This window comes from Psychrobacter communis (genome assembly GCF_014836505.1).
Taxonomy (GTDB): Bacteria; Pseudomonadota; Gammaproteobacteria; order Pseudomonadales; family Moraxellaceae; genus Psychrobacter; species Psychrobacter faecalis.
The window spans coordinates 1-19,539 of the sequence record NZ_JACSQR010000043.1; the positions used below are offsets into that span (position 1 = coordinate 1).

At 43.9% G+C, this 19,539-nt stretch carries 13 protein-coding genes, 1 tRNA gene and 1 pseudogene; 12 read left to right on the top strand and 3 right to left on the bottom strand.

The features are described 5' to 3' along the window. The 11 genes from H9653_RS11260 to H9653_RS11310 all read left to right on the top strand — a co-directional run. Positions 1 to 147, top strand: a 147-nt coding sequence (locus H9653_RS11260) for an EF-Tu C-terminal domain-related protein (protein ID WP_450088453.1), incomplete at its 5' end; no start/stop codon positions are given. 541 nt (positions 148 to 688) lie between these two features. Beyond that, positions 689 to 764: transfer RNA gene (locus H9653_RS11265), tRNA-Trp, on the top strand. Between the two features lie 51 nt (positions 765 to 815). Next, positions 816 to 1,304 carry a preprotein translocase subunit SecE gene (gene secE, locus H9653_RS11270; RefSeq protein WP_191692437.1) on the top strand — a complete coding sequence of 163 codons (489 nt, stop codon included), beginning with the start codon at positions 816 to 818 and terminating at the stop codon, positions 1,302 to 1,304. A gap of 70 nt (positions 1,305 to 1,374) precedes the next feature. Further along, positions 1,375 to 1,905, top strand: coding sequence for a transcription termination/antitermination protein NusG (nusG, locus tag H9653_RS11275; protein WP_068405079.1), 531 nt, complete (start codon positions 1,375 to 1,377; stop codon positions 1,903 to 1,905). 87 nt (positions 1,906 to 1,992) lie between these two features. Further along, the gene (rplK, locus tag H9653_RS11280; protein WP_068405081.1) at positions 1,993 to 2,424 is read left to right on the top strand and encodes a 50S ribosomal protein L11; all 432 of its coding nucleotides are present in this window, start codon (positions 1,993 to 1,995) and stop codon (positions 2,422 to 2,424) included. Beyond that, positions 2,425 to 3,126, top strand: coding sequence for a 50S ribosomal protein L1 (gene rplA, locus H9653_RS11285; RefSeq protein ID WP_144297916.1), 702 nt, complete (start codon positions 2,425 to 2,427; stop codon positions 3,124 to 3,126). A 427-nt stretch (positions 3,127 to 3,553) separates the two neighbouring features. Continuing rightward, positions 3,554 to 4,081: a 50S ribosomal protein L10 gene (rplJ, locus tag H9653_RS11290; protein WP_025652244.1), complete on the top strand. Its 528-nt coding sequence runs from the start codon at positions 3,554 to 3,556 to the stop codon at positions 4,079 to 4,081. Between the two features lie 126 nt (positions 4,082 to 4,207). Next, positions 4,208 to 4,579, top strand: coding sequence for a 50S ribosomal protein L7/L12 (gene rplL / locus H9653_RS11295; protein WP_144297917.1), 372 nt, complete (start codon positions 4,208 to 4,210; stop codon positions 4,577 to 4,579). A gap of 803 nt (positions 4,580 to 5,382) precedes the next feature. After that, entirely contained in the window at positions 5,383 to 9,501 is a 4,119-nt protein-coding gene (gene rpoB, locus H9653_RS11300) for a DNA-directed RNA polymerase subunit beta (RefSeq protein ID WP_191692438.1), read from the top strand. 167 nt (positions 9,502 to 9,668) lie between these two features. Beyond that, entirely contained in the window at positions 9,669 to 13,889 is a 4,221-nt protein-coding gene (rpoC, locus tag H9653_RS11305) for a DNA-directed RNA polymerase subunit beta' (protein ID WP_144297919.1), read from the top strand. A 276-nt stretch (positions 13,890 to 14,165) separates the two neighbouring features. Further along, entirely contained in the window at positions 14,166 to 14,693 is a 528-nt protein-coding gene (locus tag H9653_RS11310; RefSeq protein WP_191692439.1) for a DUF6586 family protein, read from the top strand. A gap of 133 nt (positions 14,694 to 14,826) precedes the next feature. Here the strand turns inward: H9653_RS11310 and H9653_RS11315 are convergent, their stop codons facing one another. Further along, a complete protein-coding gene (locus tag H9653_RS11315; protein ID WP_191692440.1) occupies positions 14,827 to 17,496 on the bottom strand; it encodes a penicillin-binding protein 1A in 2,670 nt (889 codons plus the stop codon). 193 nt (positions 17,497 to 17,689) lie between these two features. Between H9653_RS11315 and pilM the strand changes: the two genes are divergently transcribed. Beyond that, a complete protein-coding gene (pilM, locus tag H9653_RS11320) occupies positions 17,690 to 18,139 on the top strand; it encodes a type IV pilus biogenesis protein PilM (protein WP_318242170.1) in 450 nt (149 codons plus the stop codon). Here pilM and H9653_RS11325 read toward each other — a convergent pair. Together H9653_RS11325 and H9653_RS11330 are read right to left on the bottom strand one after the other, a co-directional pair. Next, complete coding sequence (locus tag H9653_RS11325; protein WP_191692441.1) at positions 18,131 to 19,345, bottom strand: IS256 family transposase; 1,215 nt, start codon at positions 19,343 to 19,345, stop codon at positions 18,131 to 18,133. The genes pilM and H9653_RS11325 overlap by 9 nt on opposite strands. Before the next feature lie 3 nt (positions 19,346 to 19,348). Further along, a pseudogene (locus tag H9653_RS11330) lies at positions 19,349 to 19,539 on the bottom strand (hypothetical protein); the annotation flags it as partial.

A 19,539-nucleotide genomic window follows, 5' to 3' on the forward strand; every position in this document is an offset into this window, starting at 1 on the left:
GGTACTGAAATGGTTATGCCTGGTGACAACGTTGAGATGGGCGTAGAGCTTATCCACCCAATCGCTATGGACAAAGGACTACGCTTCGCAATCCGTGAAGGCGGCCGTACTGTAGGTGCTGGTGTTGTTGCTAACGTCCTTAGCTAAGCATCAAAACCCTAACGCTATACAGTTATCTAAGCGTTAAGCAGTAAGAAAAAAGCCATCCTGATAAAGGGTGGCTTTTTTTATGGGGTATGAATGAGGATAAGGGGTTAAAAAAACATATAGTCAAGATATCCTAAAAAAGCGACGGTATTGCTGATATCAATTTTTTGTAGCCTCTATCTGCGCAGGCACAGCAAGCAAGAAAAATTGATATCAGCAGTGTGTGATGTATCTATATTACTTTTCACTCACTATAGTAGAAGAGTAGGGCAGACAAAAACCAATCTCACCTTATATGGGTTTATACATGTACCTTAAAAAGCGCTTATTATCTGCTCGGTGTCTATTGTAATTCTTAACCGAGCTTGCTATATTAACGCTGCGATTCATTAGCACCCTTTATGATTAATTTTTATATTTCTCATATAAGTGGTTTAAGAATGACGCTTAAGAACAGTCATATTAGCATCGCAGCAGAATTTTATTCCTAAATGCTTGCATTCTATGCTCAATATTGTATAATGCTGTCCTTTACACCCATAGGCGATTGGCTCAATTGGTAGAGCATCGGTCTCCAAAACCGAGGGTTGTAGGTTCGAGTCCTACATCGCCTGCCATCTTCTTATCATATCTTTGTCATACCCCACCATCTCCGAAGTGAGTTCTTTATGAGCAATAATCAAGATAACCTCGAGACTAAGTTATCTGATGCTAAGGCAGTGGCTGGTGGAATGCTGTCCAAAGATAAGCACGTTTCGGCGAATAATCAAACAACCGCTGTTGAAGTTGCTAAAACTGGTTCAGTTAAAGATGTGGTATTGTGGCTACTTGCCGCAGTAATTTTGATAGGAGCAACCTTCGTCAATCAATACTTACCAGGCTATTGGCAACCTGCCAATGATGTTTGGATGCGTATTGGTATCATCGTTGCTCTAGTTATTATTGCCTTGGTCTGCTTAGCGTTAACGCATCAAGGCCGCGCTTTTAAAATATTATTAAAAGATGCCGCCGTTGAGCTACGCCGAGTCACATGGCCTGGCAAAGATGAAACCTTTCAATACACATGGCAAACGATTGTCATGATTGCTATTGTGGGTTTTTTGGTTTGGCTATTAGATAACTTTTTTAACTGGTTCGTTGGTATTTTTATTGGTTAATGACGCGTATTAGTGTCCATTAAACCAAATTTACTTATAACGACTTAACTTTACTGATCAGGAGCGTGATATGCGTTGGTATATTGTCCAAGCGTTTTCAGGATATGAAAAGCAAGTACAACGTTCATTAACTGATCGTATCAATCGTAGTGAATTTGCTGATTCATTCGGCGATGTTTTGGTACCTACCGAAGAAGTCGTTGAAATGAAAGACGGCAAAAAGCGTAAAAGTGAGCGTAAGTTCTTTCCAGGCTATGTATTGATTCAGATGGAAATGAACGACAACACGTGGCATATAGTCAAAGACTGCCCGCGTATTATGGGCTTTGTCGGTGGCACGCCTGAAACGCCAGCACCGATTACGCAAGTAGAAGCCGACCGTATTTTAAACCGTTTAAATCAGACTGAAGCTGACCCACGTCCGAAGACTCTATTTGAGCCAGGCGAAGAGTTGTTGGTTATCGATGGTCCATTTACTGACTTTAAAGGGTTGGTGGAAAAAGTGGATTATGAGAAGTCTAAACTGCATTTAACGGTAAACGTATTTAATCGCCCGACGCAAGTCGAGCTTGAGTTTAGTAAGGTTGAAAAACTAGACTAAACCTGTAAAACATTCATCAACCGGGGAGCTGTTAGTCAATGTACATACCACATTGATTTGGCGCTATTACCCATTTAGGAGAGTATCATGGCTAAGAAGATTGATGGTTACATCAAACTGCAAGTGCCTGCAGGTAAAGCAAATCCTTCACCACCGATTGGTCCAGCATTGGGTCAAAAAGGCGTGAATATCATGGCGTTCTGTAAAGAATTTAACGCTGCGACCTCAAACCAAGAGCCGGGTCTACCGATTCCTACTGAGATCACCGTATACAGCGATAAATCTTTTACCTTCATCATGAAGTCACCACCAGCGGCATACTTACTACGTAAGGCTGCTGGCATCGCTAAAGGTTCTGGTACACCTAACACCGCTAAAGTCGGTAAAGTTGACCGTGCACAATTAGAAGAAATCGTTAAGACTAAAGATGCAGACTTAACCGCTGCTGGTCTTGATGCTGCTGTCCGTACTATCGCTGGTACTGCACGTTCAATGGGTATTACCGTGGAGGGTGTGTAAATGAGTAAACTTACTAAGCGTCAAAAGCTAATCGCTGAGCGCGTTGAAAACGAAAAATTATACACTCTTGAAGAAGCCGTTCAAATCCTAAACGATTTGCCAGCCCTTAAATTCAAAGAGTCTATCGATATCGCAGTAAACTTGGGCGTTGACCCACGTAAATCTGATCAAGTCGTTCGTGGTGCTACCAACCTACCTGCGGGTACTGGTAAAACCAAACGCGTTGCTGTATTTGCTCAAGGCGCTGCTGCTGAAGCCGCTAAAGAAGCTGGTGCTGACATCGTTGGTTTTGAAGACCTAGCTGAGCAAATCAAAGCTGGTAACATGGACTTTGACGTGGTTATCGCAGCACCTGATGCCATGCGTGTGGTTGGTCAATTGGGTACTATCTTAGGTCCACGTGGCCTAATGCCTAACCCAAAAGTTGGTACGGTAACGCCTAACGTTGCTGAAGCTGTGACTAATGCGAAAGCGGGTCAAGCACAGTACCGGGTTGATAAAGCGGGTATTATCCATACCACGATCGGTCAAGTTGGCTTTACTGCTGAGCAAGTTATGCAAAACGCTCAAGCATTGCTATCTGATCTTAAACGCGCTAAACCTGCGACGTCTAAAGGTACTTTCATTAAGAAAATTACCTTGTCTAGCACTATGGGCCCAGGCATCTCAATTGATCCTGTTCCATATCGCGTTGCCAAATAATTTTTCTATATAAAAACTGCTCTTTATTCAACTATTTTGAATAAAGCGCCTATATTGTTTTAAAGAATTAGGTCAGCGTAGCAAACGCTCCGCTGTCTAAGACCGTAGGTAGAAAGCGGTTTATGATTACTTGTGATGGTAAGCTGCTTTTGTTAATCGACGACAGGTGAAAATCTTAGTTGTCCTACGCAGACGGTGACCCACCCAGTTGTTGATAAGAGCCAATAGATTGGTATTTATACCAAATTATTACTCGATGTCAGTCTGATAACGGTGCCGTAATCAGTCGTTATGAATGAACTCTTTATGGGGTTTATAAATAACGTGTCGTATCAAGTCAGTCGTCGTAAGTTATTTACATTGTCCAAAACTTTGGTTTTAGAATATTAAATAATGAGCGGATTGATAAGATTAAAGGAGTCAACTTATGGCATTAACGCTAGAGCAAAAACAACAAGTTGTGGCTGAAGTGTCTGAAGTTGCTGCTAATGCTTACTCAGCAGTAGCTGCCGAATATCACGGTATTGGTGTTGCAAAGCTTACTCAGCTGCGCGAACAAGCTCGTGATAAAGGTGTCGTTTTGAAAGTGGTAAAAAATACCCTAGCAAAACGCGCTTTTGAAGGCACTAAGTTTGAGAGCATGTCAGACCGTATGACTGGTCCACTACTTTTGGCTTTCTCTATGGAAGATTTGGGATCTGCTGCTCGAGTCGTTTTCGACTTCAGCAAAGATAACAAAGCTTTAGAGACCAAATTGGTATCAGTCGGTGGTGAGGTTTATGGTCCAGAAGAGCTAGAGCGCGTATCGAAGCTACCAACTCGCGACGAAGCAATCTCTATCCTAATGGCTACTATGAACGCACCAGTGACCAAGCTTGTCCAGACTATGAACGCAGTTCCTGGCAAGTTCGTTCGCACGGTAGCGGCAATCAAAGACGCAAAAGAAGCTGCTTAATTGCTTGTTTTAACGTAACTTTGACATCGCCGATTGCACTGCATTGCCAACCCTATTTAAACATTTGGCAAGCAATCCAAGCGATATTAAAACCAACTAAATTTTATCAGATAACGGAGAGTTCTCATGGCACTATCTAAAGATGATGTGTTAAACGCAATCGCTGAAATGTCAGTAATGGATATCGTTGAGTTAATCAGCGACATGGAAGAAAAATTCGGCGTAACTGCTGCTGTTGCCGCTGCTGCACCTGCTGCTGGTCCTGCTGCTGCCGCTGCTGAAGAAAAAGACGAGTTTGACGTTGTTCTTGCCAGCTTTGGCGAGAAGAAAGTTGGCGTCATTAAAGCAGTTCGCGAAGCGACTGGCCTTGGCTTGAAAGAAGCGAAAGATTTGGTTGAAAGCGCTCCAGCTCCAATCAAAGAAGGCGTAAACAAAGCTGAAGCTGAAGAGTTGAAAAAGAAACTTGAAGAAGCTGGTGCAACTATTGAACTAAAATAAGTTCAACTGCTGTACAAAAAAAGCTGGTAATGCCTTGCATTATCAGCTTTTTTTTATTATAATCCGTAGCTTGACCTTTTGTGTCTGCCAACATACGTATGCAACATCACGGTGGATACCCATCAAAAGGACAGACGATATACATGCAAGCACACTTAGTAGTTATTGAAATCAGTTAACGAGCTAAACGTCGATCGATGTTTGGCGTTTTTTTGTGTCTGCATGCTTTTCATTAACACTATAATTTATACTGATTCTAAAAGTCACTGCTTTACCATAAGTCACTGTTTCAAAATTTATAGTTATCTCAGATTTTTAATCTAAACGCTGTTCATTAAGTCATCTGGTAAGGTTTTACTGTCAGTATATGCACTGGTAGACGGTAGATATAAGCGACGATATTACTTATGATAGCAGATGATGAGTAGGTTTTTAAAAGAGAAGTAGCAATAGTACTTTAAGTGAATTTACAAAGAGAATCAATAGTATCTAAATGCCAGTCATTGGTCTTAGATACGGTGCAGTGGTTACTCGTAAGTACTACAAAGTTAAAAGGTGCAAGGCATTGAAATTTTTAGTGTTAGCACTCATATAGGCATGCTTAGATGCCGATTTACGCTTAAATAAACTGGATTAATTAGGCACTATACGCGTGAATTAATTAGCAGTCATTAAATGAGCATGAATATCCGTTTTATATTATCGTTTACGTTGCCAAGTTTGCATGATATTCATATTAAATAGTATTGATGCAAGTCGGCCGCGCTTTCAATTTGTTTCCACGTTTACTGTAAGGACTCTCGATGGCATATTCTTATACTGAAAAAAAGCGTATTCGCAAAAGTTTTGCTGAATTGCCTACTGTGATGGACATTCCCTATTTGTTGTCTATCCAAGTAGATTCTTATGAGCAATTTTTGCAAGAGCATAAAAAGCCAAAAGCTCGTGAGAATACTGGTTTACAAGCTGCGTTTTCTTCTATTTTTCCAATTGAGAGTCACTCTGGTAATGCAGAGCTACAATTTGTTGAATATTATTTAGGCACGCCTGAGTTTGATGAGCGTGAGTGTATCTTACGTGGTTCGACCTTTGCAGCGCCAATGCGCGTTAAAATCCGTCTGATTATCAAAGATAAAGACAGCAAAGACAAAGACAGCAAAGCGGCGATTAAAGACATCCGTGAGCAAAGCGTCTATATGGGCGAGATGCCATTGATGACGGCCAACGGTACCTTTATTATTAATGGTACTGAGCGTGTGATCGTATCGCAGTTGCACCGTTCACCAGGTGTGTTCTTTGACCATGATAAAGGTAAGTCACACTCAAGTGGTAAAGTACTTTATAACGCCCGTATTATTCCTTACCGTGGTTCTTGGTTAGACTTTGAATTTGATGCCAAAGATTTGGTTTTCGCGCGTATTGACCGTCGCCGTAAATTGCTTGCGTCTATTATCCTACGCGCTCTAGGCCTAACTACCTCTGAAATCTTAGATTTGTTCTTTGATAAAGTAAAAGTATATAAAGGCGAAGAGCAGTTTGAGATCGATTTGGTTGCGGATCGTCTGCGTGGCGAGATGGCACAGTTTGATATCGTATCGCCAGAAGGTGAGGTGATCGTCGAGCAGGGCAAACGTATCAACGCTCGCCGTATCCGTCAGCTTGAAGAAGCGGGTATGACCAAAATTGCGATTCCTGATGAGTATTTATACGAGCGCATTTTGGCCGAAGACATCGTTGTCAATGATGAAGTGATTGCGCGTGCCAATACGCTTATTGATCATGAATTATTGGTTAAGTTAAGCTCGTATGAAGCCAGTGATTCTATCAAAGAATTCAGCATTCTATTTACCAACGATATCGATCAAGGCAGTTATATTGCCGATACGCTACGCGCTGATAGCACCTCAAGCCGTGAAGAAGCCTTGATTGAAATTTATAAGGTCATGCGCCCAGGTGAGCCACCAACGGTTGAAACCGCTGAAAAGCTGTTTGAAAGCATGTTCTTTAACGCTGACCGTTATGACCTATCAAACGTTGGCCGTATGAAGTTTAACCGTCGTTTGGGTCTAGATTTTGAAGATACTGACGATGCTGATGTACAGCGCGCGCGTAGTGTTTTGACCAATGATGACATCGTGAACGTTCTAAAAGAGTTGATTGAAATTCGTAATGGTCGCGGCGAAGTCGATGATATCGACCATTTAGGTAACCGCCGTATTCGTTCGGTTGGTGAGATGGCTGAAAACCAATTCCGTGTCGGCCTAGTGCGTGTTGAGCGTGCGGTTAAAGAGCGCTTATCATCAGCGGAATCTGATAACTTGTCACCACAAGATTTGATTAACTCAAAGCCTGTTGCGGCGGCGGTGAAAGAGTTCTTTGGTTCAAGTCAGTTATCACAGTTTATGGATCAGAACAATCCATTATCGGAAGTGACGCATAAACGTCGTGTATCAGCGTTAGGACCGGGCGGTTTGACCCGTGAGCGTGCAGGCTTTGAAGTACGTGACGTTCACGATACCCATTATGGCCGTGTCTGTCCGATTGAAACACCTGAAGGTCCAAACATTGGCTTGATTAACTCATTAGCGACTTTTGCTAAAACTAACAGCTTTGGCTTTTTAGAAACACCATATCGCCGTGTGGTTGACGGTAAAGTAACGGATCAAATCGAATACTTGTCAGCGATTGAAGAAGTCGGTACGGTCATTGCTCAGGCGGATTCACCAGTAACGGCCGAAGGCGCGCTATCTGATGAAATGGTCAGTGTGCGTAGCTATGGTGAGTTTGTACGTATGCCGCCAGAAAAAGTGACGCATATGGATGTGTCGCCAAGTCAGGTGGTGTCGGTTGCCGCCGGTTTGATTCCGTTCCTAGAGCATGATGATGCTAACCGAGCGCTCATGGGCTCGAACATGCAACGTCAGGCCGTTCCTACGCTACGTGCTGATAAGCCGTTAGTTGGTACAGGTATGGAGCGTCACGTTGCTCGTGACTCTGGTGTTTGTGTGATCGCGAAGCGTGGTGGTGTGATCGAAGACGTTGATGCGTCGCGTATCGTCGTGCGTGTCAATGAAGATGAAATGGTCGCTGGTGAAGCGGGTATTGATATCTACAACTTGATCAAATATACGCGCTCAAACCAAAACACTTGTATTAACCAACGTATTATCGTTAACCAAGGTGATGAAATTGCTTTTGGTGATATTTTAGCCGATGGTCCATCAACGGATCTTGGGGAGTTAGCGTTAGGTCAGAATATTCGTATTGCCTTTATGCCTTGGAATGGTTACAACTTCGAAGATTCGATTTTGTTATCTGAAAAAGTGGTCAAAGAAGATCGTTTCACCACCATTCATATCCAAGAATTAACTTGTGTGGCACGTGATACTAAGCTTGGCACCGAAGAGATTACTGCCGATATTCCAAACGTTGGTGAAGCGGCGTTATCAAGCCTTGATGAAGCAGGTATCGTTTATATCGGTGCTGAAGTTGATGCTGGTGATATCTTAGTTGGTAAAGTCACGCCAAAAGGTGAGACGCAATTGACGCCAGAAGAAAAACTGCTCAGAGCGATCTTTGGTGAAAAAGCGGCTGATGTGAAAGACACCTCATTACGTGTACCTACATCAAGCAAAGGTACGGTCATTGACGTACAAGTCTTTACCCGTGATGGCGTTGAAAAAGATGCGCGAGCCAAAGCGATTGAAAAATCACAGCTTGATAGCTATCGTAAAGATTTAAAAGAAGAGCTACGCATCTTTGAAGAAGCGGCTCGTGGCCGTATCGCAAGCTTGCTTGACGGTCAAAAAGTCAGTGGCGGTTCTGGTCTAAAAGCCGGTACAGTCATGGCATTGGCTGACATGAAAGAGATGAGCCTTGAAACCTTGCTTGATATCCAACCGGTTGAAGAAGAAATCTCTGAGCGTTTGACCCAAATCGCTGATTACTTGGTCGATAAGCAAAAAGACATTGATGTGAAATTTGCTGAGAAAAAACGCAAATTGACCGCTGGTGATGACTTACAGCATGGCGTACAAAAAATCGTTAAAGTATATCTAGCGGTCAAGCGTCGTATCCAGCCTGGTGATAAAATGGCCGGTCGTCATGGTAACAAAGGTGTGGTATCGCGCATTATGCCGGTTGAAGACATGCCTTATGATGAACATGGGAATACCGTTGACATCGTCTTGAACCCACTTGGTGTACCATCGCGTATGAACATCGGTCAGGTACTAGAGACGCATTTGGGTATGGCAGCGAAAGGTCTCGGCGAAAAGATTGACGGTATGCTCAAAGCCCAAGCCGCGATTAAAGATTTGCGTGATTTCTTAGATAAAATCTATAACAAGGTAGGCGGTGAGAGTGTTGATCTTGATAGCTTAAGTGATGATGACATCATGGCGCTGGCGGACAACTTACGTGACGGTGTACCAATGGGTACCGCAGTATTTGATGGTGCTCATGAGTATCAAGTCAAAGAATTGCTTGAGCTTGCGGGAATGGATCGTGATGGTCAGCAGACCTTGTATGATGGTCGTACGGGTCAGAAGTTTGACCGTAAAGTAACCGTTGGCTATATGTATATGCTCAAACTTAACCACTTGGTTGATGACAAGATGCATGCGCGTTCTACCGGTTCTTACTCGCTTGTGACGCAGCAGCCACTTGGCGGTAAAGCGCAGTTCGGTGGTCAGCGCTTCGGTGAGATGGAAGTTTGGGCCCTAGAAGCCTATGGCGCGACTTATACCTTGCAAGAGATGCTAACGGTGAAGTCGGATGACGTTGAAGGCCGTACACGTATGTACAAAAACATCGTCGATGGTGAACAATATATGGATCCAGGTATGCCTGAATCATTTAACGTATTGACCAAAGAAATCAAATCACTGGGTATTAATATTGAGTTAAAACAAAGCAACTAAAACCAACGCAGGCAAAATTGCTGTTTAACTTAGTTGTCCACTAAAGGCAGTCTGCTTTATTGCTGCTGCTTTTAGTGATTTGTCTCAACCCTATTCATTGCCTTCATTCATCTTAGCCGCGCTCATAGTACGCTGTCAGATGATTATAAAGATAACGGAGAAGCAACTTGAAAGATTTACTCGATATCATGCAAAGCCCTACCGGCAACGGTAACCATGAATTTGACAGTATTCAAATTACGTTGGCCTCACCTGATGTGATCAAATCATGGTCACATGGTGAAGTTAAAAAACCAGAAACGATTAACTATCGTACCTTTAAGCCTGAGCGTGATGGTCTGTTCTGTGCCAAAATCTTTGGCCCCGTAAAAGACTTTGAATGTTTATGCGGTAAATACAAGCGCCGTAAGTTCCAAGGCGTTATCTGTGAAAAATGTGGCGTTGAAGTCACTACTGCGAAAGTACGTCGCGACCGTATGGGTCATATCGACCTAGCGAGTCCTGTTGCGCATATTTGGTTCTTAAAATCATTACCAAGCCGCATTGGTCTTTTGCTAGATATGACGCTTCGTGATATCGAACGCGTCCTATATTTTGAAAGCTATATCGTCACCGAGCCTGGTCTGACTTCTTTAGAGAAGTATCAGCTGCTTGATGATGAAGATTATTATAAAGCGCTTGAAGAGTTTGGCGATGAGTTCACGGCCAAAATGGGTGCTGAAGCGGTTCAAGATTTATTAAAAGACATCGATTTAGATATCGAGATTGATGAGCTGCGTGAAGCCATTCCACAAACTGGTTCTGAAACCAAGCTTAAAAAGATGTCTAAGCGTCTTAAATTATTAGAAGCATTCCGTGATTCTAATAACAAGCCTGAGTGGATGGTAATGAATATTTTACCAGTACTACCACCAGATTTGCGCCCGCTAGTACCGCTAGAAGGTGGGCGTTTTGCGACATCAGATCTAAACGATTTATATCGCCGCGTGATCAACCGTAACAACCGTCTAAAGCGTCTATTAGAGCTAAGTGCGCCTGATATCATCGTACGTAACGAAAAACGTATGTTGCAAGAGTCAGTCGATGCCTTGCTTGATAACGGTCGCCGTGGTCGTGCGATTACCGGTAGTAATAAGCGTCCATTGAAATCTTTGGCAGATATGATCAAAGGTAAGCAAGGTCGTTTCCGTCAAAACTTACTTGGTAAGCGTGTTGACTACTCTGGTCGTTCGGTCATCGTTGTAGGTCCAACGCTGCGTCTACATCAGTGTGGTCTACCAAAGAAAATGGCACTTGAGCTATTCAAGCCATTTACTTATAACAAACTATTGTCTCATGGTTTAGCGACAACGATTAAAGCCGCTAAAAAGATGGTAGAGCGTGAAGAGCCACAAGTGTGGGATATGCTGGCCATGGTTATCCGTGAGCATCCAGTACTACTAAACCGTGCGCCGACGCTTCACCGTTTGGGTCTACAAGCATTTGAGCCAGTATTGATTGAAGGTAAAGCGATTCAGCTACACCCTCTCGTTTGTACCGCGTTCAACGCTGACTTTGATGGTGACCAAATGGCGGTACATGTGCCATTGACCCTAGAAGCACAGCTTGAATCACGTGCGCTTATGATGTCGACCAACAATATCTTGTCGCCTGCCAACGGTGATCCAATCATCGTACCGTCACAGGACGTTGTATTGGGCTTGTATTACATCAGCCGTTCGTCAATCAATGCCAAAGGCGAGGGCATGATCTTTGCCACCGTTAATGAAGCATTGCGTGCGATTGGTTCAAACGATTTGCATGTTAACGCTAAGATTAAAGTGCGTGTGACGGAAACTCATGTCAACGACGAAGGTAATGAGACCAAAGAAGTCAAGATGCAAGATACCGTTGCTGGCCGTCTACTTATCTGGAATATCATGCCTAAAGGTATGACGTTTGATGAGTGTAACCAAGAGATGACCAAGAAAAATATCTCTAAGTTGATTAACTCTTGCTACCGTAAAGTTGGCGTGAAAGAAAGTGTTATGTTCGCTGACCAATTGATGTACCTTGGTTTTGCACAAGCAACCTTATCTGGCGTGTCTATCGGTATCGATGACATGGTTATTCCACCGCTAAAAAAACAAATCATCGAAACCGCTGAAGCAGAAGTTCGCGAAATTGAAGATCAATTCGAGCAAGGTTTTGTGACCGCGGGTGAGCGTTATAATAAAGTCGTCGATATCTGGTCGCGTACCAATGATAAAGTCGCTAAAGCGATGATGGATAACTTGGCAACTGATAAAGTTATCAATGCCAAAGGTGAAGAAGACGAGCAGAAATCGTTCAACTCTATCTTTATCATGTCGGATTCTGGTGCTCGTGGTAGTGCCGCTCAGATTCGTCAGTTGGCAGGTATGCGTGGTTTGATGGCAAAACCGGATGGCTCAATTATTGAGACGCCGATTAAAGCCAACTTCCGCGAAGGTCTGACCGTACTGCAGTACTTTATTTCAACGCACGGTGCGCGTAAAGGTCTTGCCGATACCGCTCTAAAAACTGCGAACTCAGGTTACTTGACGCGCCGTTTGGTTGACGTAGCGCAAGATTTGGTTATCACTAGCGAAGATTGTGGTACTGAGGAAGGCTTGCTCATGAAGCCGCACATTCAAGGTGGCGAAATCATCGAGAAGCTCGGTGAGCTAGTTCTTGGCCGTGTGACCGCGCGTGATGTTACTTACAACGATGATGCGTCAAAAGTCTTGATTCCAGCAGGTACCTTGATCGATGAGTATTGGGTAAATGTTCTTGATAACAACGCGATTGATGATATCTGGGTACGTTCGGTCATCACGTGTGATATTGAGCATGGCGTTTGTTCACAGTGTTACGGTCGTGACCTTGCTCGTGGACACAAAGTCAATATCGGCGAGTCAGTCGGTGTTATGGCAGCGCAGTCTATCGGTGAACCGGGTACTCAGTTAACCATGCGTACGTTCCACGTTGGTGGGGCCGCAAGTTCTGCTTCTGTAGACAATAGCATCTCGGCACGTAATGCGGGTCAAGTGCACTTTGAGAACATGAAAACGGTACAACATACCGATGGCCATTTGGTTATCGTATCGCGTTCAGCAGAATTGGCATTGACCGATGAGCTTGGCCGTGAGCGTGAGCGCTATAAAGTACCTTATGGTTCTAGCGTTCTTGTGAAAAACGAAGAGCAGGTCGAAGGTGGTCAAACCATCGCTAAATGGGATCCGCACACGCACCCAATTATCACAGAGTTCGCCGGTACCGCACGCTTTAGTGATATTGTTGATGGTTCGACAGCAACGGTTAAAGTTGATGATGCCACTGGTATGAGCTCGTTTGAAATCCTAGCGACTCGTGACCGTTCAAGTTCAGCCAAAGACTTACGTCCAGCGATTATCTTGAACACTGACGAAGGTAAAGAAGTGGTTTACTTCTTACCAGCTGAAACGATTATTCGTGTCAGCGATGGTGAGAAGGTTGCTGCAGGCTCTATCTTGGGCCGTGTACCACAAGCGTCTTCAGGAACCAAAGATATTACCGGTGGTCTACCACGCGTTGCTGACTTATTTGAAGCGCGTCGTCCGAAAGATCATGCTATCATGGCGGAAATGACCGGTGTCGTCAGCTTCGGTAAAGAGACCAAAGGTAAAAATCGCTTCATTATTACCAATGAAGATGGTGAAGTCCATGAAGAGCTAATCCCAAAATGGCGTCAAATCAACGTCTTTGAAAACGAGACGGTTGCTCGTGGTGAGATTATCGCTGATGGTCCACAAAACCCGCACGATATCCTACGTCTGAAAGGACAAACTGCGCTTGCTGATTATATCGTAAACGAAGTACAGGACGTTTATCGCTTGCAGGGCGTGAAAATCAACGACAAGCACATCGAAGTTATCATTCGTCAGATGCTGCGTAAAGTTGAAGTAACAGACGGTGGTGATTCAAGCTACTTCAAAGGCGATCAGGTTGAGTACGCTGATGTTAAAGCGTTGAATGCGAAACTGGAAGCGGAAGATAAATTCCCAGTTAAGTATGAGCGTCAATTGCTTGGTATTACCAAAGCAAGTCTGGCAACAGAAAGCTTTATCTCAGCGGCATCGTTCCAGGAGACAACCCGTGTCCTAACGGCAGCAGCTGTGACAGGTAAAGTCGATGAGCTACGCGGTCTAAAAGAGAACGTGGTGGTTGGTCGCTTGATTCCTGCTGGTACTGGTCTTGCTTATCATAAAGCCCGCAAAGAAAAAGCGGAGCAAAAACTGCAAGATAATGATTTGAATGCAGCGTTTGATATGTCTGCTAGTACCGATAGTACAGACTTTGCAAGCTTTGATGAAGCCTTTGCTCAAGAGCTTAACCAAGGTAATCATTAATCTAGATAACCTTTAGTTATTTTTCTCAATAAAAAAGCCAGCCTCAGTCGCTGGCTTTTTTATGGCCTAGAGAAAATAGAGTTTATAAATTATTTTTGTATACCATCACTTTTTTATAATAACTTAAGCAAAACGTACATTGCTATACAGAGGCTTTTTAAATTACTATTAATAGATTTTGAGCGCGTTATAGAATGATATGACATTTTCAATGACGGTAGCCAATTAAACGATTCACTTCATTCAATTAACTCATAAACACATAGGGATAAGCGCATGGCAGGCAAGACTCGCGTTGCTAAATACCAAGCTGACCGTACCAATCAAAAATTATATTTTTGTCGTTTGGCCTGTCAAGCAGCTGCTAATACGAGCGATAAACAACTATACCAAGCGCACTGTGAAACCGCTATTTTTCATTTATACGGCGCCTATCTTGCTTTTATACAAGAGCTTGGAAATTTTTATGGTTTAACGATGACCGCGCCAACCTTAGCAGACATTGAAGAAGCATTAGGCGCCCGCACGCAAGTATCGCCTGAAGTACAGCGCTTAGAGCAACTTTTACAGCAAGGTTTTTTGGCTGATATAGAGCGTGCCTATCAGCGTTGTTTATATCCAGTGTTACCTGAGAATGTAATAGATGACAGGGCAGGTCGCGGCACAGCAGCGGCACCTGATCTGATTGTTAATGTCGTTACCTTATCAAATCAGTGGCTGCCAGATGAGGCGACCGTACGCGAATGGCGTCAGCAATTATTAGAGCTGATCGAACAACTACGGGCGGGTATGGTTGAGTTTTAAATAACCTCTAGGCTTTTATACTCTGTTTAAGTAATAGGCTTTATTTTTATAAATAAATGTTAATAAAAAAGGTCTGGCACAGTGAAATTGTGCCAGACCTTTTCTTTACATCTAAACTAAAACTGCCCCTTATTTATTCGGGCATCGGCGGCATGCGCTCAACCGGCGTGGCTGATAAAGGTTTGTTCTGAGGATTACCGTTATCAGTACGACTTGGTTTTTCAGGAGCGGGTCGATTTTGAATCTGCTCTTCAACTGGCTCAGGAGCAGGTGGCTTACGTTGTTGAGTGGTGGTTTTGACTGGTTTTGCTGATTTGCCATCGTCGGTATCTTCATCTTCAAGCTCAGCTGCGCCTTCGTCCATCATTTCTATGATAGTCTGCTTTTGCTTTTTAGATTTGGCACGGTTATTGATAGCTACCCATTGATGAGGGGTGTTCTTTAACTGGGCTTTCATAAAGTCCATCCAAACAGGCAGCGCTGCCACACCGCCATATTCACGGCGTCCAAGCGTCGATGGCTGATCAAAGCCCATCCAGACGACGGTAGCACTGGTAGGATGAAACCCTGCAAACCATGCATCTTTTGCTTCATTCGTCGTTCCGGTTTTGCCACCAATGTCATCGCGTCCCAACGCTTTTGCCCGCACCGCCGTACCGCGCTGGATAACGTCGCGTAGAATATCGGCCATCTCAAAAGCCACTCGCGGTTTTAAAATACGCGGCGCTTGCTCAGCACGTACATACTGTAAAACTGGCGCTTTTAGGCGATCCGAATCTGGACTTGCATCATAAACTTCTACATCGAGTGCTTTGCTATCTTTTACTGGACTGTCTTCTGTAGCATCAGAATCTGCACTATTTTCAGCTTTAATATCGTTCTCTGATTCTTTTGACGCCTTATTTTCTTCTTCTACTTTTGCTTCATAATCTTCGATAAGTTTTTTGTTGAGGTCGTCGAGCTGTTCATTAAAACATAGCGCGCATGCTTGTTGCGGGTTGGCTTGAAACAGCAGCTTATTATTATAATTATAAATTTGGTCGATAAAATAAGGCTGAATACGATGACCGCCATTGGCAAAGGTGGCATAAGCCGTCGCCATTTGTAATGGGGTAGCTTGACCTGTGCCCAATGCTAACGACAAAGTGGTAGGCAGCTTTTCTTTATCGAGTCCAAACTCATCTAATAAATTACGTGCATCGGAGATACCAATGGCTTGTAGCAAGCGAATAGACACTAAGTTACGTGATAAATAAAGTCCACGGCGCAAGGTAATATCGCCTAAAAAACGTTGGTCAGAGTTTTTAGGTTTCCAGTCGCCTACTTGAATCGGACGGTCTGAAACAATACTATCTGGGCGGTAGCCTTTTTCTAGGGCCGCGGTATAAACCAGTGGTTTAATCGTTGAGCCGGGCTGGCGCCAGCCTTGTAGGGCGCGGTTAAATTTACTGTGATTGAAATCAAAACCGCCAACCAAGGCTCGTACCGCGCCTGTTTCAGGGTTTAAGGAAACCAAACTGCCTTGTACGTCTGGTATTTGACTCAATTGCCAACTGCCATTAGCGGCTGGTATCAAGCGCACGATGTCATTTTTACTAACAATCTGGCTGGCATTACTCGGAAAATAGCCAATACGGTCGGCAGAAATATATTTACGTGCCCAGCTCATGCCAGACCAGTTGACGGTGACGTTTTCACCGGACTGCAGGATTGCTTCAAAACTGCGCGAGTTAACCTTAGTGACTTTCGCCGGCGACATACTGCTATAACGACGGAATTTTTCCAGCGGTTCACCGTTTGCTTCTGGACCGCGCCAACCATGACGATGCTCGTAGGCCACAAGCCCCGTCAATATTGCCTTTTCTGCTGCTTTTTGCGCTTCACTATCAACAGTCAAACGCACGCGCCAACCGCCATTCATGACTTGTTCGCCATAGCGCTCGACCAAGGCAGAACGTGTCATCTCTGCCAAATACGGCATGTTCATATCAAGCTTTTCTTGATACAGGTTGATACCGATAGGGGCGTTGATGGCTTCGTCGTGCTGCGCCTTAGTGATATAACCAAGCTCATGCATACGGCCGATAATCCAGTTGCGGCGGGTGAGCGCACGACTAGGATTGGCGACAGGATTGTATTTAGAAGGGGCTTTTGGCAAACCTGCAAGCATAGCCATCTCGGCCACCGTCAGGTTATCAAGTGATTTACTATAGTATTTCTTGGCAGCAGCACGGATACCGTAAGCGCCTTCGCCTAGATAGATTTTATTGACATATAAAGTAAGAATGTCGTTTTTACTGAGCTCATCTTCTATTTTACGGGCCAAAAACAGCTCTGTTAATTTACGATTTAATGTACGTTCCGGGCTTAAGAAATAGTTTTTAGCGACCTGCATAGTGATGGTAGAGCCGCCGGTTTGACTTTCATCGTCGGTTACCACTTCGGTCACAGCGCGACCAAGTCCTTTAATGCTGATACCGCTATGCTGAAAAAATGTTGCATCTTCTGCCGCCAAAAAGGCATGGGTTAAGCCTTCAGGGATTTCGTCAAACGTAACCGGCAACGATAGACGATTGCCATACTGGCCAATTAGCTTATCGTCACTACTATAAATCTGTAAAGGCATCTCAAGATTGGCGGTTTTAATCTCTTGGGTACTGGGCAAGGTTGGCGCTAAATACATCGCCATACCATAAAAACCAATCGGTACAGCAAGCGCTAAAATAAGCGCTAACGCTAAGCAGGCAATGAAAAGCCTCACCAAAAAGTGAATGAGACGAGCGGTAGCATTTTTTTTGGTCATAATCAGGCTTATCAATTAAAATTTGCAACAGGTAGGAGATTATACCTTGAACAAAATAGGCAGGTAATAATAAATGTGTAAGTGTGGCTTAATAACTAATCTAAATGCTTGAATCTATCTATTAAGTAAAGTATTGTACTAAATTATTACAAATAACTATCAGAATGTACACTTAATATAAGGTATAGAGTTTGTGAGGCTATTTACTTCTAAAAGTCGGCATTTGATTGGCGTGGATATTTGCGCCACGTCAGTAAAGCTGGTCGACATTCAGCGCCAACAAGGTATCTTTCATTTAAAGTCTTACGGTATCGAAGCGCTACCAGAAGGCGTAGTCGTCGACAAACTCATCGTAGACACTGAAGCAGTGGGTAATACTATAGCAAGCCTAGCACGGCGTTGCCAAGCTGCGGGCAGTAGTGCGGCAACTGCTGTATCAGGTTCTGCTGTGATTACCAAAATTATTGATATGGATATGGTGCTTAACGATGTCGAGCGTGAAGCGCAGATTCGTTTGGATGCCGATCAATATATTCCTTATCCATTAGAAGATGTAAATTTAGATTTTGGGTGGTGTTCTAAAAAGTATGCTGGCATCAGACAGAGACCATCCCAGATTCTGTGTAACTGCCATTTAGATTAAATGCTTACTAATACGATCATCAAACATAATCATAAAGCGATTCAGAGCAGACGTCCAGTTACGAATAGGCATCGACCACTTTTTGGATGCCTGCTGGGTGGCTAAGTACACCACTTTAAACGCTGCCTGATCAGACGGGAACACCTTACGCTTATTCACCGCTGTCCGAATCACGCTGTTTAAAGACTCAATAGCATTGGTGGTATAGATGGCTTTTCTGATATCTTTCGGATACTCAAAGAACACCGTTAAGCCCTCCCAGTTATTGCGCCAAGACTTAACCACATGCGGATACTTATCACCCCACACCTCGTCGAAATGCTCAAGATTGGCCTCTGCTATCTCAAGCGTATCAGCGCCGTAGATGGCCTTTAAATCAGCCGCTATTGCCTTCTTATCTGTCCACGGCACGAACTTCATCGAATAGCGCACCATATGAACAATGCAAAGCTGAACCTGAGCATTGGGATAAACCGTGTTAATGGCATCAGGGAAGCCCTTTAAACCATCGACACAAGCAATAAGAATGTCCTGAACGCCGCGGTTTTGTAGTTCAGTGAGAACACCAAGCCAGAACTTAGCGCCTTCATTCTCTGATAGCCACATGCCAAGCAGCTCTTTTCTACCATCAAGTCCCACTCCTAAGGCCAGATAGATCGCCTTGTTGATGATCTGCTTGTCTTGGCGTACCTTAACGACAATGCAGTCTAAATAGACGATAGGATAAACACTGCTCAGCGGCCGGTTCTGCCAAACGATAATGTCCTCTAATATGTTATCGGTGACTCTTGAGACAAGAGAGCTTGAGATGTCGACGTCATAGAGCTCTTTGATGCTCTCTACAATCTCGGTGGTGGTGTGACCTTTGGCGTAAAGGAAGATGATCTTGTTATCAAGGCCACTAATACGGGTTTGATGCTTACTGACGAGTACAGGCTCAAAGCTGCTATCACGGTCTCTTGGGGTGGATATCTCAAAATCGCCTGTGTCGCTACGGATGGTCTTTTTAGTGTGCCCATTACGCTTATTAGGCTTGTCTGCTTTCTCATGCTTGGGGTAGCCGAGATGGTCTTCCATCTCAGCTTCAAGAGCAGTGTCGATAAAGGATTGCATGAGCTGCTTCTGAAAGTCTTTGATGTCATCAAAGCTATTCATGCTACCAGCCATTTGCTCGGCCAGTTTTTTAATGTCAGATTGGTTAGTCATTGCTTATTCTCCTGTTAGTGGATTATAAGCAGTTACACAAAGTTTGGGAAAGGCTCCTAATCGTTTTCTTGGTCTGTTGTTTAGTTTGTTCTCAATGTCCTGTATCTCATTATCAGTGACTTGTCTAAAGTCACAACCCTTAGGCAAGTACTCTCTGATAAGGCCATTGGTATTCTCGTTGGTTCCTCGCTGCC

Excerpts from the sequence above, each read along its gene's own strand:
- rplK (WP_068405081.1), top strand. The coding sequence starts at position 1,993 with ATGGCTAAGAAGATTGATGGTTACATCAAACTGCAAGTGCCTGCAGGT.
- secE (WP_191692437.1), top strand. The coding sequence starts at position 816 with ATGAGCAATAATCAAGATAACCTCGAGACTAAGTTATCTGATGCTAAG.
- nusG (WP_068405079.1), top strand. The coding sequence starts at position 1,375 with ATGCGTTGGTATATTGTCCAAGCGTTTTCAGGATATGAAAAGCAAGTA.
- H9653_RS11315 (WP_191692440.1), bottom strand. The coding sequence starts at position 17,496 with ATGACCAAAAAAAATGCTACCGCTCGTCTCATTCACTTTTTGGTGAGG.
- rpoB (WP_191692438.1), top strand. The coding sequence starts at position 5,383 with ATGGCATATTCTTATACTGAAAAAAAGCGTATTCGCAAAAGTTTTGCT.
- rplJ (WP_025652244.1), top strand. The coding sequence starts at position 3,554 with ATGGCATTAACGCTAGAGCAAAAACAACAAGTTGTGGCTGAAGTGTCT.
- rplL (WP_144297917.1), top strand. The coding sequence starts at position 4,208 with ATGGCACTATCTAAAGATGATGTGTTAAACGCAATCGCTGAAATGTCA.
- H9653_RS11325 (WP_191692441.1), bottom strand. The coding sequence starts at position 19,345 with ATGACTAACCAATCTGACATTAAAAAACTGGCCGAGCAAATGGCTGGT.
- H9653_RS11310 (WP_191692439.1), top strand. The coding sequence starts at position 14,166 with ATGGCAGGCAAGACTCGCGTTGCTAAATACCAAGCTGACCGTACCAAT.
- rplA (WP_144297916.1), top strand. The coding sequence starts at position 2,425 with ATGAGTAAACTTACTAAGCGTCAAAAGCTAATCGCTGAGCGCGTTGAA.